We start from the raw sequence: 15,545 nt of genomic DNA, 5'->3' as shown, positions 1-15,545 counted from the left end.
AAGAGGGTTGTCAACGGCGCAATGCGTCCTCTGTGAACTACCCCGCCGTAAGACAGACGGGGCTTCCCAATTCATCGGGAACAGCCTCCAGGACTTCGTAGTTCTATTGGTCTAACATTCCCTCCAAGGGCAGGAGTCCTGGTTCCCAAGACCCAAATCTTTTACCCTGAGCGTAAGTCGAAGGGTTTTCTTGCAACATATACCTCCACCGCTTGGTTTTCGCTTATGGCATTGATGGTCAAGACTTCAATATCCTACCAGAAAATCCTGGGGATTCGTCCCCACCCTATGAATACATTGAGGGCGGGGATGAATAGCGTACCGTTAAATATTCAGTCCGTTTTGGGTCGGGGTCTAAATCCCCGTCGCAAAACGTAATTGCCTAGCTTGCTTCCCGCAATAGCGGGTATTGCGAATTGTTTTAAGCCCGTCGTCTCAACTACTGCCAACTTCCGGCAAGTTTTGTCCCACCTGAACTTCTTGCTGGTTTTTTCCAGCAGCAACAAAATTAACCCCCCCACCAGATTCTTTTTTTCCACTACGTTTAGCTAATGCTAATAGTAGATAAACGGTAAATAAGTACCCAGAAGCGAGAATAAATATCATCATAGGCATTTTTGCATAAACCATCTTTGTGCCCTTTATATAAGTTGAAATAAAAATAATTTGAATCACAAAAATCTAGCCGCCAAAATATACTCGTGGCAACCATACTTTTCATAGAAAAAATCTCACTCGAGCATTAGCGTTAACTTTCAGCTAACGCTAATGTTATGTATAGCTACAGACTTTATACACACCACAACTCAACCGTTTCTGATAAACGATTGAATTACTACTTCAGCAGCCTATTTAAGTCTGCGTTCTCAGTATTTAACCCTTTACAGCCTTAGAACATGCTATATTTCAGCTTGAATCTGAAGGCACAACCAATCCCTCACATATTTAGGTACCTGCTTTCTCAAACAGTGACAAAAAATAAGTAAATAACAGAGCCTACATAAAACTCTCAGCTCCACTTCAACTATTTATTCAAACTCACCACTTAAAAGAAGCAAAAATACTTAAACACAACTTAGCGTTCGGGGTGACAGAGACATCGCCGTACAACGACGAGGCTTATAAGGCAAATTTCTGGAGGAACCAGCTTCCAAAAATATACCGCTCTGACTTCGTGAATATTAAAAATATTATGAGTCCCTTGCTTTTAGCGTAACACAATCTCTTCGCCTTTTCAGCTAAGTTTTTAGCTAAATTCTGAAAAATCGAAAATGATCAATTACTAATGGGGATCACCCATCCATACTACTACATTCACTGCATTGCTCATACCCCAAAAGTGATATTTATTGGGAGTTTCCCATTCCCTGATGCTTAATTTTGATGAAAACTTCCCACTAGCACTGCGTTATCTTAAAATGATTATAGAATATGTAAACTTTCGTAACTTAATCCAGAGTCCGCCTATCCATGACCCCAGCCACCTCCCTTTTTACCCCTGTGGAAGCCGACCTGCGGATATTAGCAGATAACCTGATACAGCTAGTTGGAAATGACCACCCTATCCTCTATGCGGCGGCAAAACATCTGTTTGGAGCTGGGGGAAAGCGTATCAGACCAGCTATAGTTCTGCTGATATCGCGGGCAACCATGTTGCAACAGGATATTACTCCTCGTCACCGCCGCTTGGCAGAAATTACAGAAATGATTCATACCGCTAGTCTCGTTCACGATGATGTAGTAGATGAATCAGAAGTAAGGCGTGGTGTTTCCACAATTCACAGTATGTTTGGTAACAGGATTGCCGTCTTAGCGGGAGACTTTTTCTTTGCTCAATCTTCCTGGCACCTGGCAAACCTAGACAACTTAGAAGTAGTCAAACTGCTATCGCAGGTACTGATGGATTTTGCCGTCGGAGAAATCCAACAGGGATTAAACCGCTTTGATACGAATATATCCTTGGAAACCTATTTGAAGAAGAGCTATTTTAAAACAGCATCCTTGATTGCCAATAGTTCCAAAGCTGCTGGAGTTATTAGTGAAACTTCCCCAGAAATTATCGAGCATCTTTATGAGTACGGTAATCACTTGGGTTTAGCTTTCCAAATCGTGGATGATATTCTTGACTTTACAGGTTCTACAGATACATTAGGAAAACCAGCCGGATCTGACTTACGCAGCGGAAATCTGACTGCACCCGTGCTATTTGCTTTGGAAGAAAAACCATACTTAGAAGCCTTAATTGAGCGAGAGTTTGCTCAAGATGATGATTTAAACCAAGCGTTGACACTAATTCATGATAGTCAAGGAATTCAAAGGGCAAGGGAACTAGCAGCGCACCATGCCAAACTAGCTGTAGATAATCTTGCTGATTTACCACCTTCTGAGTCTCGTCAAGCATTGGTAAGTATGGCTGATTACGTATTAAGTCGGTTGTACTAACAAGGATAGTAAAATATTCTCAAAGAGAAGCAAATCTCCCATTTGATCAGTTTTGTTAGGAAACTTGCAATTTTAGCTCCTTGTGGAAGTAACGCCAAATTTTAGAGGGTTAGCGCTTTACGTTCTTCCCTCTGAGACTCTGTATTTTTGGGCAATTCCCAAATTATTAATCCCCAATTGCCAGTATTTTCCCCAAGGTAGCTTGTGACAGGATAAGCTGGTATCTGTGTTAGTTTGTTAAGCAATATCAGGGGGGATTGGGCTATGGGAGCTATCTTTTTTGATTGCTCTTTGAACTAGAGCTTGTAAATTGGAGCGTTTAACTTCAAAACTATCTGTAGTAGTGCCAGAAGTTTCAAAAAAAACTATACTATCTACTGGTTCTAATGCAATTAATTGGAACAAAATGTGAGTAACAGGTAAGGGTGCAGCGACATTTTGCGAATTGGGTACAGTACTAATATTGGCTGTAGCATCATCGATTGTAGGGAAAGCGTAAACAACATGCTTCTCTAGCCTTGGATTTGCACGGTTGCTTAATGTAGTTAAAATCCAATGCTCCTCTAAGTCTTGGAGGATGTAGTATTGGGAGTGACGTAACGATGAGGCGACGGCAAACAGCACTGGAGTAATTGCTGTGATTATTTTTGGCGTAATGCCATCTTGGGGTGCATCGTGAATCAGCAATTGAATTTGTGCTTCTAAATCCATAAAATTTACCTGCTAATCAAGGGGTGGGTATTTACTCTAACTTGGATAAAATGCAGACAATCAAACAGAAACTGGGAATAATAGGTAAAGCTCGCCACGGGGATACTCCACGGCGGCTGACTTTATGTAAAGTTAGACTTTAAACTCAGGCTTTACCTGGGTTTAGCTTATACCCAAAACTATAAACCCAGTACCCATCCTCCAAGCAGGATGTGAAACTCGATGGGGTAAGCTTCCCCCACCAGACTTCACGTAAATAAGTATGCTAGGGTCTTTCTAAATACGACATTATGAATTTAGCCGCAACCACAACTATTCAGGGAGATAATTCTATCGGCGTGGAGGCGATATTTCAACTCCTGTATCAGGAGCTTAACCAAGCTACTAAAGCCTCAGAGCAGAATTGCCGCGATGTGGCAATGCGAATCACCGCCGAAGTCTACCGCATTTGCAGCGAGAGCAAGCGTATTCAGGCTTCCGGTGCAATTGAAAGCTCGGCGATGGCTTTAGCAAAGCATCGACTGCAACAGTGCTTACGATACTACCAGTTAGGTTCTAGTCGGGGTAGGGTCGAACTTCATAGCACTCTGAGTGCCATCATCTACCGCTATATTAATCCTCCACAAAGGCAATTAAGTTATCAAGGAAGGCTGACAATAATTGAAGATTTTCTTCAAAGTTTTTATTTGGAGGCTTTGAATGCTTTTCGACGTGAAACTCAGTTGGAGAAAACCTATAGCCCAAGGACATTGCTGGAATTGTCTGAGTATATGGCGTTTACTGAGCGTTATGGCAAAAGGCGAATTCCGCTTCCAGGGAGACAGCAACAGCTAATTATTCTCCGAGCGCAGACTTTTTCCCAACAGCAACCTCCGGAAACCTGTGTCGATATTGAACAAGCAGCAGAAGGTAGTTCTAGTGAAGCTGATGGTTCTTGGGAAGATCCGGCTGTGCAGCAGTTACGCAGTGCGATGGCAACCCAACCAGAACCAGAACCTCAAGAGGAAACATTGCGCTCTGTGGTGGTTTCGGAATTGATTAGTTACTTGGAAGAAAGACAGCAAAACGACTGTGCTGATTATTTTGCACTGCGTCTGCAAGATTTATCCGCACAGGAAATTGAGTCAATTTTGGGCTTAACTTCTCGTCAGCGGGATTATTTACAGCAACGCTTTAAATACCACTTGATTCGATTTGCGCTGTTACATCGTTGGGAATTGGTTCACGAATGGCTCGAAGCTGATTTACGGACAAATTTAGGCTTGACCCCACAACAATGGGATACATATGTGGAGCAGCTTGACGAAAAACAGCGATCGCTGATCGAATTAAAACAACAAGGACTCCCAGATGACAAAATTGCCAAAACTTTAGGGTTATCAATGGCACAACTACAAAAACGTTGGTTTAAAATTTTGGAACAAGCCTGGGAAATTCGTAACTCTTTAATGTCCGGATCAGGTGCATCTACTCATGAATAGTGACTCAGAATCCTTACAAAACCAGTTGCTCAAAATGTTACTCGCAGATGATGCTAGTACGGATGAAAATACTTCGGTCGAATGTAAGGAAATTAACGGGGTTGAGAGCCTGACTACTGATGATGCTGACTTAACAAGCAGTAAATCGGGGTTAGATTCGATACCCCAAACCTTTCTATTGGGAGAAATTCCTACTGTGCAAGAGCGTTTTCAAGCCATCCTTAAACGTCGGTTACAAATTCAAATCCAAAACCATCCACCTTTGTTTCCCTGGGAAACACAATTGAAAGATTATCCCGATTATCTTGACAATCGAGCGGCAAACTTGGTTCCCGCTTGGGGGTGGGTGGCGCAACAATCTAAGTTGAATTTGCCAATTAGCTTACCAGATAAAGTTTTCCAGCAATTACTCGAAAGATGTCAAGCTTTGATTGCATCTTCATTACCTCTGGGAGCTAAATTAGTTCAGGCGGTTGAAAGTTTATTTCCTGGAGATCCTCAAGGACTTAATGATTTAGCCGGATTAGTTTTACGAAGCCCATATCGATCTGTGGCTGGATTAGAAGCAATACCAAATTTGGATAGCAGCTATTCAGACTTACAGACTCGTCAACAAATGGCAGTGTCATTACTGGCAGCAAAACAACTGCTTGATAACTTGACATTACCAATTTCTGCTAGCGAACCAGTCATCGAAAGAGAGTGGATCAGTAGTGCTGGTGTTCTCAACTTGAAGGTAGAGTATCAACTATCTCCAGGTGGAGCAGCAAAACTCCTTGTCCAAGGAGACTTACCAGTCCCAGGAATCCTAAAAATTCAGGGGAATAATTCCCAAGCGATTGCACAATCTGCTCTTCCAGGATGTTTGAATGTAGAAATTAACTGCAATCAACCAAACCAAACCTATATTCTCGAAGTTGATTTTGAAGATTTTGAGCAACAACCTCTAAAATTTATGATTACGCCGACAGCGTAGTCTTAGGTAATTTTAATTACCAATGCCAGCCCTGGGGCTGAACATGCGCCAGCGCGAAGCTTGCACGACATAAGTCGTTCAGATGACGATCCTGAGTAAAAAGCTTATGCTTGGTTTAAACAAAGCGGTCATTAGGAAGGCACTTGCAAAAGTCAGTTTTGACTAGGGGGCAGTGCCTTTAGCGTCTACGGGAAGCTGTGAAAAAGGAACTTAGGTAGTTAATTCAACTGATGCTTATAGTATCTTTAACATCCAAGTATCGCTTTGCTTATATATCCACTTCCTGCTTTATCAGTTAATAATGTTTAAATTTTCCAGGATGCGTTGGCGTTTACCAACATGGAGCAACTTGCAGCAACAAATGCTGCCACCATTGATGGAAGTCGAAAATTCGATTCCATTACGGGTACTGGTGCTGGCATTGGTAATTGTAGGTGTTGTAGCGACAGATATTGCTGCTGAAACTAGGTTCAGTTTTTGGGCTGTACCACTAAGTTGTGCGGGTACAACTTGGAGTTATTACCGTCGCCGCAGCCGAAATGTGTCTGTTAAATTTTGTATTGCTATTGGGATGTTGATTGCACTTGGTGCTTTCTTTGGGCGGTTATTTGGCGAACTTAACGACACTCGGTTAGCGTTGGCGGAATTATTGATTCAACTTCAAGTACTCCACGGCTTTGATATACCCCGTCGTAAGGATTTAGGCTATTCCATTGTCATCGGGGTAATTTTACTTGGTGTGGCAGCAACACTAAGTCAAACTTTGGCATTTGCACCAGTATTATTAGTTTTTTTAGCTGTAGCATTACCAACTTTAGTATTTGATTACCGTTCCCGACTCGGCTTAATTGAGATTAACTTAGGCACAGCCAAGCAGAAGGTAAAAAGCCAGAGGTTATCTGGACTTTTACCTTCTTATTTCATGCTGTTTGGTGTAGTTTTAGTCATCGGTTTAGGAATTTTTGCGGTTTTACCCCGATTTCCTGGTTATCAACTACGGATGTTTCCAGTTAGTAGCAACATTCAAGTCCAAGGTAACTTTACTGGCAGGAATGTGATTAATCCCGGCTATGTACGTAAAGGAAATGGCAAGGGTGGGGTAAATCCGGGTAGCGGTGGGAATGGTGGTGAACCAGGAAAAATCGATCCGAGTTTTTATTATGGCTTTAATAGTCGCATCAACCAAAATCTCCGAGGTGAGATGACACCCAAGGTTGTGATGCGAGTGCGATCGCAAGTTGAAGGTTTCTGGCGAGTTTTGGCTTTTGATAAGTATACAGGTAATGGTTGGGAGATTTCCCGCAATGACAAAACCCAAACTTTGCGCCGTTCCCCTTGGTCATATCAAGTTTTTATACCTAGAAATACGATCACAGGCAAAACTCAGGAAGTAGTTCAGACCTATACTGTGACATCTGATTTACCCAACCTCTTACCAGCTATGACCTACCCTAGGGAACTTTACTTCCCAGCGCCACTGGTAGCAGTTGATCCAGAACAGGGATTAAGATCGCCTGTGGAACTGTCGGAAGGTTTTACCTACACAGTTATCTCAGATGTACCCCAACGCGATCGCGCTTTGCTAAATCTGGCGAAAAATAAGTATCCCCCAGAAATTAGTAAGTATTATTTACAAGTTCCCCCAGAAATCCAGGACAAGGTGCGGCAGCGTACAGAGGAAATTTTGGCTGACTATAGTAAAAATAGTGTGGCTAAATCCAGTAAAACTTTAGATTCAACCTACGAAAAAACCCTTTATTTAGCCCAATACGTTAAACAGCACTTCACAACACCCGAAAACCCCAGTGAATTTCCATTTTTAGAGGAAAATGAGGACTTGGTGGAGGCATTCCTTTTTAAACATCAAGGTGGCTATCCTGACCATTTTTCCACCGTCCTCACAATTATGCTGCGTTCTATTGGTATTCCTGCGAGATTAGTTGCAGGTTATGGTGCTGGACAATTTAACCCTTTCACGGGGATGTATATCGTCCGTAATACGGATGCTTATGCCATGACTGAGGTATTTTTCCCGCGTTACGGTTGGTTTGCCTTTGATCCAATTCCTGGACATGATGTCATTCCCCCATCCATTGAAGAAACACAAACCTTTACAGTTCTTCAACAGTTTTGGAAATGGGTAGCAGGATGGTTGCCCTCTCCAGTTACAGGTCTACTCAATGGTGTATTTGGGACAATATTTGGCTTGATTGCCCGGTTCTTTAATTTATTTTCCCAAGGATGGTTGGGAATTCTCCAAGCCTTAGTCAGTTTAACAGGGGTGAGTTTTGGCGGTTGGTTGATTTTACAGCAGTGGAATCGCTGGCGCGATCGCGTAGCCTTAAATAAGCTACCTCCTATGGAAGGTCTATATCAAAATATGTTGCGATGGGTAGCACAAAAAGGACTGGCTAAACATCCTTCCCAAACCCCCCTAGAGTACGTTCAGGTTTCATATCAACAGTATCCTTCCCACATCGCCGAAATTATTGACGAAATTACTCAAGCTTATGTTGGTTGGCGATACGGAGGCTATAAACCTGATTTACAAAGGTTACAACAACGATGGCAACAGTTAAAGGCTGAAAGTAATTTTCGGGTTAATTCTTTGAAAATTTGAATCATTTTAAATCTGGGGGCGATACCCCTCATCTAAAATAACGGCAAAAAATAGGCTCAACATATTTTGATTGAGCCTATTTCTGTTTATTTTGCTGTTACATCTAACTGTCTAAAAGAATTTACTTCATGAATTTTTGATAATTTCCTAAATGTAAAGAATAGGCTTGACAAGAAAATAGACAAATACATTCGTTATTAGTTGTACAAAGTATACATTTTGCACTTTTCAGAGGATATATCCCGAAAAATAAGCAGACACAGGAATTTTAAGTAATTATGAAATTAGCAAAGTATGAAGTAAAATTTCTGGAAAAAGGGTGGCGTTAACTCATTTACTAATAAAAAACAATATCTAAAGGTATAAAACCATGTACGTCTTAAGTCTGATTTTGAAAAGAGATGATTACGAAAATGTAATAAAAGTAATGACAATTAAAAACAAATGCTAAAGCCAGGAAAAAGTGCGTTGTAACTGCATTTTTTGGGGATAACATGGAAAATAGTTCCTTATAAGCTTCTAACAAAGCATTTAGTATCAGTTTTAATATGGAGATTCAGCTCATCAATATCGGGTTTGGTAACATCGTATCTGGCAATCGGGTCGTTGCGATTGTCAGTCCAGAATCAGCTCCCATCAAACGCATCATTACTGATGCACGCGATCGCGGTCAATTAGTAGATGCCACTTATGGTCGCCGTACTAGGGCTGTAATTATTACTGATTCGAGTCATGTAATACTTTCTGCCATCCAACCGGAAACAGTCGCAAACCGTTTTGTGATTTCCCGTGACCATCAGGCTGTAGATAATTAAAGATTTACAGGTGAATGAAAATTCCCACCACTATTTATGCTGTAGCAGCATTACGATATGAATTAGACTAATATATTCTGTAAACCGTGCCATACACCACATCAGTCATCAGCCAACAAGCTTACCCGTGGCTGGTGATGGTGTCTATTAAATTCACAAGTTGAGCGGATGATGCAAGTTCTATCCATCAAGAGTGCCACTACCAAAGAAATTCAATCTCATGGCAAGCTAATCGTGTTAACAGGTCCGAGTGGAGTCGGCAAAGGTACGTTAATGCGATCGCTTCTCACACGTCATCCGGAACTATATTATTCGATTTCCGCGACAACCCGCACACCCCGTTCAGGTGAAATTGATGGCAAACACTACCACTTTATTAACCGCAGCAAGTTTGAAAAGCTGGTTGCTAATGGTGAGTTTTTAGAGTGGGCTGAGTTTGCAGGCAATTACTACGGGACTCCTCGCACAGCCGTGCTTAATCAAATTAACCATGGTAAATCCGTAGTTTTAGAAATTGAACTCGAAGGTGCGAGAAAGGTTCGGGCTTCTTTTCCTAGTGCCAAAAGCATTTTTATTCTTCCACCCTCAATCGAAGAATTGGAGAAGCGCATTCGCGGACGAGGACAAGATCCAGAAGATGCTATTTCTCGCCGTCTAGGACGTGCTCAAGCCGAAATTAGCGCTGCTAATGAATTTGATGTCCAAATTGTCAATGATGATTTGGAAACCGCTCTCCATTCAATTGAAGCGGCTTTACACAACTTCGTGAATTGTGGGTAAAATCGGGATACTTTAACAAAAGTTAATTATTTTTGTTTGGTATGGGTTTGCTCTTATAAAATCCCCATAGATGAAAACCCCACCATCTCAAAAATCGAGAGATGGTGAGGTTTTTTCTATAATCCCTTGCATAATCTAAGAGTATTCCAAGTAAAAAAATTACTCCAATAAATCTGAATGCAACTTTTTTAAATCTCAAAACCTTATTTCCCTGGACTTTCCCCAGATAAAAAATCCCAAAAGGGTTGATGAATAAATATTTTATAGTTATTTAGCAACCCCTACCTAACAAAACTCACTCGTGTTTATCACACGTCTCACAAAAGTGAGACGTGGGAGTTTTGCTGTTTCGGCTAAATTTTATTTACCCTGCTAAACCTTGAAGGATTCCCAAGTTGCCAGCAATAAAGAAAGCAACAGCTGCACCACCAATACCACCGATTAAGAAAGCACTAGCGAAGTTATTCCAACCTTCTTTAGTGTTGAAAGAATCAGGTGGCTTTGGCACTGTCACACTGGCAAGAGGCTTGTCTGGGTTGCTGTTGGCATAGAGTGATAGGCAGATTGTCAAGATTACAACCAATCCAATCGTTGCCAATAAGCCAGCCAAATCGGCATTCGGCTCGTTTCGCAGTGGACCTAACTTAGCAAAAGGTCCAAAGAGTAGATAACCATGTGCCATGCCAACTTCCAAACCACGACGGAAAGGGGTTAAACCTGGGCGGTAAGCAGGTAAGTTGTTGATGAACCACTGAACTGTGGATGAGCTATTAATTGGCGTTTCTAAGTTGCCAATAAATGGATCGCGTCCTGCTGGCTTAATTACTTCCTGGGTCATATTTTACGTTTGCCTCTTAATGGATAGGATTCCGGCAATTTATTTTATCTTAATGATAAATCTAGCTGAGTACACTTTTGGATGAGTTGTTTAGAAAACTTAATTTTGATTATTTTACAGCCTTGATTATGAAAAAAACTCACTATGGTAATTAGATACTAATTAGACAGTAGTGAGTTGATTAAAATTATGTAAATCAATTTTCCAATTTCCAACAAAGATATTACAAAGTTTTAATTTGATATCTCATGTTCAAATTAATTGACTTTGATACTTAGGATTATCTAAGTCGAATTGGGAGCATCCCACTTTTTAAATCAATAGCCTGGAAGGGTATCGCTATAGGGATATAGACACTTACGGCTTCCTGTAGGATAGCCTGTAGCTGAAATAGAAGCCGCTGCCGCGTCTACCGCAGGCTGAAATATTTTTAGCCTAGGCACCCTTTGCTAGTTTAGCCCCAGGCTTATGGTCTGCGGGAAGAGTGAAAAATTCAGATATTCCCGATCGAATCTTTCAGCAAGTTTCTAGGGTAGTGGGTGGAAAAGTAAGTCTGGAAAAAAGCGATTAAACTCGATCAACAAACCAGCGGTAAAACTCAGTAAAGCGAAAATCATCACTGGTGCTGTTGACAGAAACCGGAGGAAATTAGCGTCCATGTTTAAATCTCCCAAGATTATATTCATGTTTGTAATTCAAGACTTCCCAATTTTTAATTACTAAAAATTGGGATATTTGTCGCCATTAGCAGTACGACAAGGAAATCAGAAAAAGTATGGAATAGCCTACTTGAAAATTAGCTTTTCAATTCAGATAATCCCGATAGTTACTTTTGCCACACCTTATTGCTAATGTTGGCTTTGAGGATTTGAGTAGAGGAAATTCCTAAGGCAATAACCAAAGGGCAATTATTTCCAACTTATGGAAAATTTTGCAGTGGAAATCTCTAAATCATTCACCCTATTTATCCACTAGCGTGGCGAAATAGTGATTTCAGTATCCTTTGCGGTTAATTCACCAGTTGTGAATTCTTTAAGTGCCGCAGCAGGCCAAGCAAAGCCAGTGAGCATTGTTTGGAATGCCAAAGGAACGTCGATCACAATTTCCTTCATTTCTGGGGAATCGCCTTTGCGAATAGCGATCAAGTAGGCACGACCTACCCAACCAATCCAGCCTGCGATGTATAGGAATAAAATGCTGGGGATCAAGAAATCTCCAGCATGATCGAGGCTCCCGTCAACAATTAGATGAGGTAGACCCTCAGGACCGCACAAAGCTTGGGAATAGCGCTCAAAACGCTTCTGACCAGATTTGGGGTCATCAGTGGTATTCAGAGCTGTTTTAGCTCTTTGTTGGAAGGCGGGAGAGTCTTTACAAGGTACTAAATCTGCTCCGAGGGCTAAAGTTGACGGAGCAAAGTTGAACCAGAGACTAACCACTAAAATCAGGGCAAACAAGCGTCGCATAGGATTGTTTCCTTTTATTACGAAACAAAATCTTTTGTACAAAACGAAGCGGCTTGTACAATCGTGATTTGATTTGGATAACTAGCATTGGACATTCGCCACGGAGAAACCGGGAGATTCTTGCTATTTGTTTCGCGCAGGCTGCGCTAACACAGGGATTCTGATGAATTTACCCACGCTAGCGCACCGCTTCGCTAACGGCAAGCATCTTGACCGTATGCCCTACGGCTGCAAGTGCGCGCTCTCGCACTACTTAGAATTGCGTCCTAAATACCTAGGTTTAGAAAACTGGGGTTTTGGTCGCGTTTTCGGTAATCATATCCTTTGCTTGCGAACAGAGTAAAGTTGCAGTAAATAAAAGTTAAAGCTTCTTATTCTTGGGCGTTAAAGTTTACTGCTGTAGGGGTGTAGGGAAAAAAAGATCGAAAAGTGCTAGAAACAAGTTAATAATTCTTAATTAAAAATGCTGATTTTTTTCAGCATAAAAACTCATTTTGGAAAATTCAATTTGCGGGATAGAGCAAGAAATATGGTGACTGTATTGGCGATTGAAACTAGTTGCGATGAAACGGCTGTGGCAATTGTAAACAAACGTGAAGTTTATAGTAGTTTTGTGGCTTCCCAAATTGCAGTGCATCAGCAGTATGGGGGGGTTGTACCGGAGGTGGCTTCACGGCAACACCTGGAAGTGATTAATTACGCGATCGCTCAAGCGATGGAACAGGCAAAATTAGGTTGGCAAGATATCGATGGGATTGCGGCAACCTGTTCTCCTGGTTTGGTGGGTGCTTTGTTGGTGGGATTAACTGTGGCAAAAACTTTGGCGATGCTGCACGAAAAACCTTTAATTGGGGTGCATCATCTAGAAGGTCATATTTGTGCCACCTATTTGAGTGAACTAGATTTACAGCCGCCTTTCCTGAGTTTACTGGTTTCTGGTGGGCATACCAGCTTAATTCACGTTCAAGACTATGGGGTATATCAAACCCTGGGAGAAACCCGCGATGATGCTGCCGGAGAAGCTTTTGATAAAGTGGCACGGCTATTAGGCTTGGGATATCCTGGTGGACCAATGATCGACAAAGTAGCTAAACAGGGCAACCCCAACGCTTTTTCTTTACCAGAAGGCAGGGTTTCATTGCCAAATAATGGTGGATTCCATCGCTATGATGCGAGTTTTAGCGGTTTGAAAACAGCAGTATTGCGATTGGTACAGCAATTTCAGCAAAAAGGTGAAGAGGTTCCCGTTGCTGACATTGCCGCTAGCTTCCAGGAAACTGTAGCGCGATCGCTTACCAAGCGAACCATCAACTGCGCCCTAGATTATGGTTTAAATAAGATTGCCATTGGTGGTGGAGTTGCCGCTAATAGCAGTTTGCGATCGCACTTACAAACCGCAGTTAATAAAAATAACCTCCAAGTTTTCTTCCCACCCCTCAAATACTGTACCGATAACGCCGCCATGATTGGCTGCGCTGCCTCTCAACATCTTTTTCTAGGGAATACCTCACCGTTAACATTAGGAGTTAACTCCCGGCTATCCTTGACTAAGGTGATGGAACTTTACCAATAGATCTGGATTAGGAAATAATCTCAAAATTATAGAAACACTTTTCCCTGGCTGTTAGCGGTGGGTGTCTCTTCTGTCCCTGCTCCCCTGTTTCTAGCTTCCCAATAACTTGCGAATTTCACCAGCCACGGCATCAGGTTGTTCCAACATTGCCAAATGACCACATTCGGGAATCTCAATCACGTTATCACCACAATAACTAAATAAAGGGTGAAAGCTAGCTAAATGTCGAACATACTTAGGTTCCATCACTTTGTCTTCAGATCCTGCCACAAAATAAACTGGCTGCTGAAGTTTTGACACCAATTGTGGAAGATGATTGATTTCTTCTTCAGTTGTCGATTCCAATAATGCTCCCAAGGCTGCTTCTGGATCTGCCACCACAAAATCTATAACCCTTTGCCTTGCCCAGCAACGCTCTAAAGGACGGGCAACACTTGTCCTGGTAAACAATAAATCTATTAATGGCACTTGGGAAAGCCACTTGGGACGAACTTGCAAAAATTTCTGCCCTGCTGATCTAAATTGCTCAAAAGCTTCCTTAAGATAAATTCCACCACCTGAATTAATGCAGATGACCCCCTTGATAATTTCTGGCATTTGTTCAGCAGCCCAAAGAGCTATAGTACCTCCCAAGGAATGACCAATTAACCAAGCACTATTAATTTTCAAAGATTGTAGGAGCAGAATTAAATCTTGAGCGTATGCTGCTGGGCTATGAAGTGAATCAAAAGAATTGATCTGACGATCGAGACTTACCTCATACTTGCTGCTGTCATCACGATTCCATAAATTTTCTGGTGGTATCGCCTGCTGGTACAAGGCAGCTGTTTTTTTCGCTTGAGATTCTCCAAAGCCCCTCAAATCATAAGAAAGGCACTGAAAATCTACCGACAGCCGAGAGATTACAGGCTGCCAGTATTCACGACTATTAAGCCAACCATGAATAAATACTAAGGTGTGCGGGTAGGATTTTTGCTCTGTTAGCTGGTAAGCGTGGGGAACGCCCAAAATTTCTGTGATTGCCATATACCTATCGTACCTCTAAGGGCGGGCGCGATTGAATAGCAGTTAAACAGATTCTCAAATAAATTAAATTCCTAGTAATCGCTGTCTCACTCCTTCGGCAATTTTATTGCCTAAGTATTCGGGGATCAGGCTTTCGTTTGGTCCAAGTAGGTAAAGAATCAAACGTGTGCGTCCCCGCCAAACCAATAAGTTAGCATTTACTACCAAAAGATCTTCCTGCCAAATAGCGTACATAACTTTATAAAATAATCCTGGTTGATTATCAGCTTCGATTACAAGGGCAGGGAGATGAAAAACCGGATCTACGTAGAACTCAGTTTGTACTTGTTCTAAGCCAGCATCCAGATTAAACTCAACAGCCAGCATTTCTTCCACCTCAAACCTACCTCCCAGTGCCTCGCGGATAGCACGACAGACATTTTCTGCGGTTTTATCGGTAAGTGCGTTGCTGCCTCGTGACACAAGCAATTTAATAAATACCAGCATTGGCGGCTTGATTTGACCATACAGACTCAAGGAATGAATGGTCAGCCCATAGGCAGCTAATACACCGAAAATGTCACTCAGGAGAAATGATTGATTCCGATAAGCAAAATGCAGGGCGCTTTTGCTCCCTTCCTGTTTCAATTCGATCACGGCGCGTCTGCTTTTATACAAGCGATAAGCCAGACGTAAATTTTGCAGTTGAATTTCACTGCTGACAAATTGCTCATAAAACTGTGGAAACGCCCGGTTGAAGCGTTTTAACAGTTCTAGCGTTGAAGATTTTAGACCAGAAGCCATCATTTGTGATTAGAGTCGCTTGCCTTAGTCAAGA

14 protein-coding genes are annotated in these 15,545 nt (G+C 41.9%); 7 read left to right on the top strand and 7 right to left on the bottom strand.

What is annotated here, in order from left to right; translation table 11 throughout:
- Positions 1-435: 435 nt before the first annotated feature.
- Positions 436-630: a hypothetical protein gene (locus CAL6303_RS23355; RefSeq protein ID WP_015200299.1), complete on the bottom strand. Its 195-nt coding sequence runs from the start codon at positions 628-630 to the stop codon at positions 436-438.
- A gap of 840 nt (positions 631-1,470) precedes the next feature.
- Between CAL6303_RS23355 and sds the strand changes: the two genes are divergently transcribed.
- Positions 1,471-2,442: a solanesyl diphosphate synthase gene (sds, locus tag CAL6303_RS23350; RefSeq protein ID WP_015200298.1), complete on the top strand. Its 972-nt coding sequence runs from the start codon at positions 1,471-1,473 to the stop codon at positions 2,440-2,442.
- 237 nt (positions 2,443-2,679) lie between these two features.
- Here sds and CAL6303_RS23345 read toward each other — a convergent pair whose 3' ends face one another.
- Positions 2,680-3,153 carry a hypothetical protein gene (locus CAL6303_RS23345; RefSeq protein WP_015200297.1) on the bottom strand — a complete coding sequence of 158 codons (474 nt, stop codon included), beginning with the start codon at positions 3,151-3,153 and terminating at the stop codon, positions 2,680-2,682.
- A 290-nt stretch (positions 3,154-3,443) separates the two neighbouring features.
- Here CAL6303_RS23345 and hetZ point away from each other — a divergent pair, with 290 nt between their 5' ends.
- The 5 genes from hetZ (at position 3,444) to gmk (ending at position 9,825) form a co-directional block, all read left to right on the top strand.
- The gene (gene hetZ / locus CAL6303_RS23340) at positions 3,444-4,634 is read left to right on the top strand and encodes a heterocyst differentiation protein HetZ (protein WP_015200296.1); all 1,191 of its coding nucleotides are present in this window, start codon (positions 3,444-3,446) and stop codon (positions 4,632-4,634) included.
- Positions 4,627-5,610 (top strand): hypothetical protein, encoded by a 984-nt coding sequence (locus CAL6303_RS23335; protein ID WP_015200295.1) that lies wholly within the window; start codon positions 4,627-4,629, stop codon positions 5,608-5,610. Before hetZ ends, CAL6303_RS23335 begins: the two co-directional genes overlap by 8 nt.
- 301 nt (positions 5,611-5,911) lie before the next feature.
- The gene (locus tag CAL6303_RS23330; protein WP_015200294.1) at positions 5,912-8,230 is read left to right on the top strand and encodes a DUF3488 and DUF4129 domain-containing transglutaminase family protein; all 2,319 of its coding nucleotides are present in this window, start codon (positions 5,912-5,914) and stop codon (positions 8,228-8,230) included.
- A gap of 548 nt (positions 8,231-8,778) precedes the next feature.
- Positions 8,779-9,045: an extracellular matrix/biofilm regulator RemA gene (gene remA / locus CAL6303_RS23325; RefSeq protein WP_015200293.1), complete on the top strand. Its 267-nt coding sequence runs from the start codon at positions 8,779-8,781 to the stop codon at positions 9,043-9,045.
- Positions 9,046-9,213: 168 nt separating this feature from the next.
- On the top strand, positions 9,214-9,825 hold the full coding sequence (gene gmk, locus CAL6303_RS23320; RefSeq protein WP_041739905.1) for a guanylate kinase: 612 nt from the start codon (positions 9,214-9,216) through the stop codon (positions 9,823-9,825).
- Positions 9,826-10,189: 364 nt separating this feature from the next.
- On the opposite strand, the gene CAL6303_RS23315 is transcribed toward gmk, so the two are convergent.
- The 3 genes from CAL6303_RS23315 to CAL6303_RS23305 all read right to left on the bottom strand — a co-directional run bounded on the left by CAL6303_RS23315 (position 10,190) and on the right by CAL6303_RS23305 (position 12,129).
- Positions 10,190-10,663 carry a photosystem I reaction center subunit XI gene (locus CAL6303_RS23315; RefSeq protein ID WP_015200291.1) on the bottom strand — a complete coding sequence of 158 codons (474 nt, stop codon included), beginning with the start codon at positions 10,661-10,663 and terminating at the stop codon, positions 10,190-10,192.
- 527 nt (positions 10,664-11,190) lie between these two features.
- Positions 11,191-11,322 carry a photosystem I reaction center subunit IX gene (gene psaJ / locus CAL6303_RS23310; RefSeq protein ID WP_041739903.1) on the bottom strand — a complete coding sequence of 44 codons (132 nt, stop codon included), beginning with the start codon at positions 11,320-11,322 and terminating at the stop codon, positions 11,191-11,193.
- A gap of 312 nt (positions 11,323-11,634) precedes the next feature.
- The gene (locus tag CAL6303_RS23305) at positions 11,635-12,129 is read right to left on the bottom strand and encodes a photosystem I reaction center protein PsaF subunit III (protein WP_015200289.1); all 495 of its coding nucleotides are present in this window, start codon (positions 12,127-12,129) and stop codon (positions 11,635-11,637) included.
- Positions 12,130-12,658: 529 nt separating this feature from the next.
- Between CAL6303_RS23305 and tsaD the strand changes: the two genes are divergently transcribed.
- Complete coding sequence (tsaD, locus tag CAL6303_RS23300) at positions 12,659-13,702, top strand: tRNA (adenosine(37)-N6)-threonylcarbamoyltransferase complex transferase subunit TsaD (RefSeq protein ID WP_041740876.1); 1,044 nt, start codon at positions 12,659-12,661, stop codon at positions 13,700-13,702.
- Positions 13,703-13,792: 90 nt separating this feature from the next.
- Here the strand turns inward: tsaD and CAL6303_RS23295 are convergent, their stop codons facing one another.
- Both CAL6303_RS23295 and CAL6303_RS23290 read right to left on the bottom strand, forming a co-directional pair.
- Complete coding sequence (locus CAL6303_RS23295) at positions 13,793-14,728, bottom strand: alpha/beta fold hydrolase (protein ID WP_015200287.1); 936 nt, start codon at positions 14,726-14,728, stop codon at positions 13,793-13,795.
- 63 nt (positions 14,729-14,791) lie between these two features.
- The gene (locus CAL6303_RS23290; RefSeq protein ID WP_041739901.1) at positions 14,792-15,511 is read right to left on the bottom strand and encodes a hypothetical protein; all 720 of its coding nucleotides are present in this window, start codon (positions 15,509-15,511) and stop codon (positions 14,792-14,794) included.
- Between the last annotated feature and the right edge of the window lie 34 nt (positions 15,512-15,545).

Source organism: Calothrix sp. PCC 6303, assembly GCF_000317435.1.
Classification (GTDB): domain Bacteria; phylum Cyanobacteriota; class Cyanobacteriia; order Cyanobacteriales; family Nostocaceae; genus PCC-6303.
The sequence above is the reverse complement of the archived record's forward strand: the minus strand, read 5'-3'. Positions and strand labels throughout refer to the sequence as shown.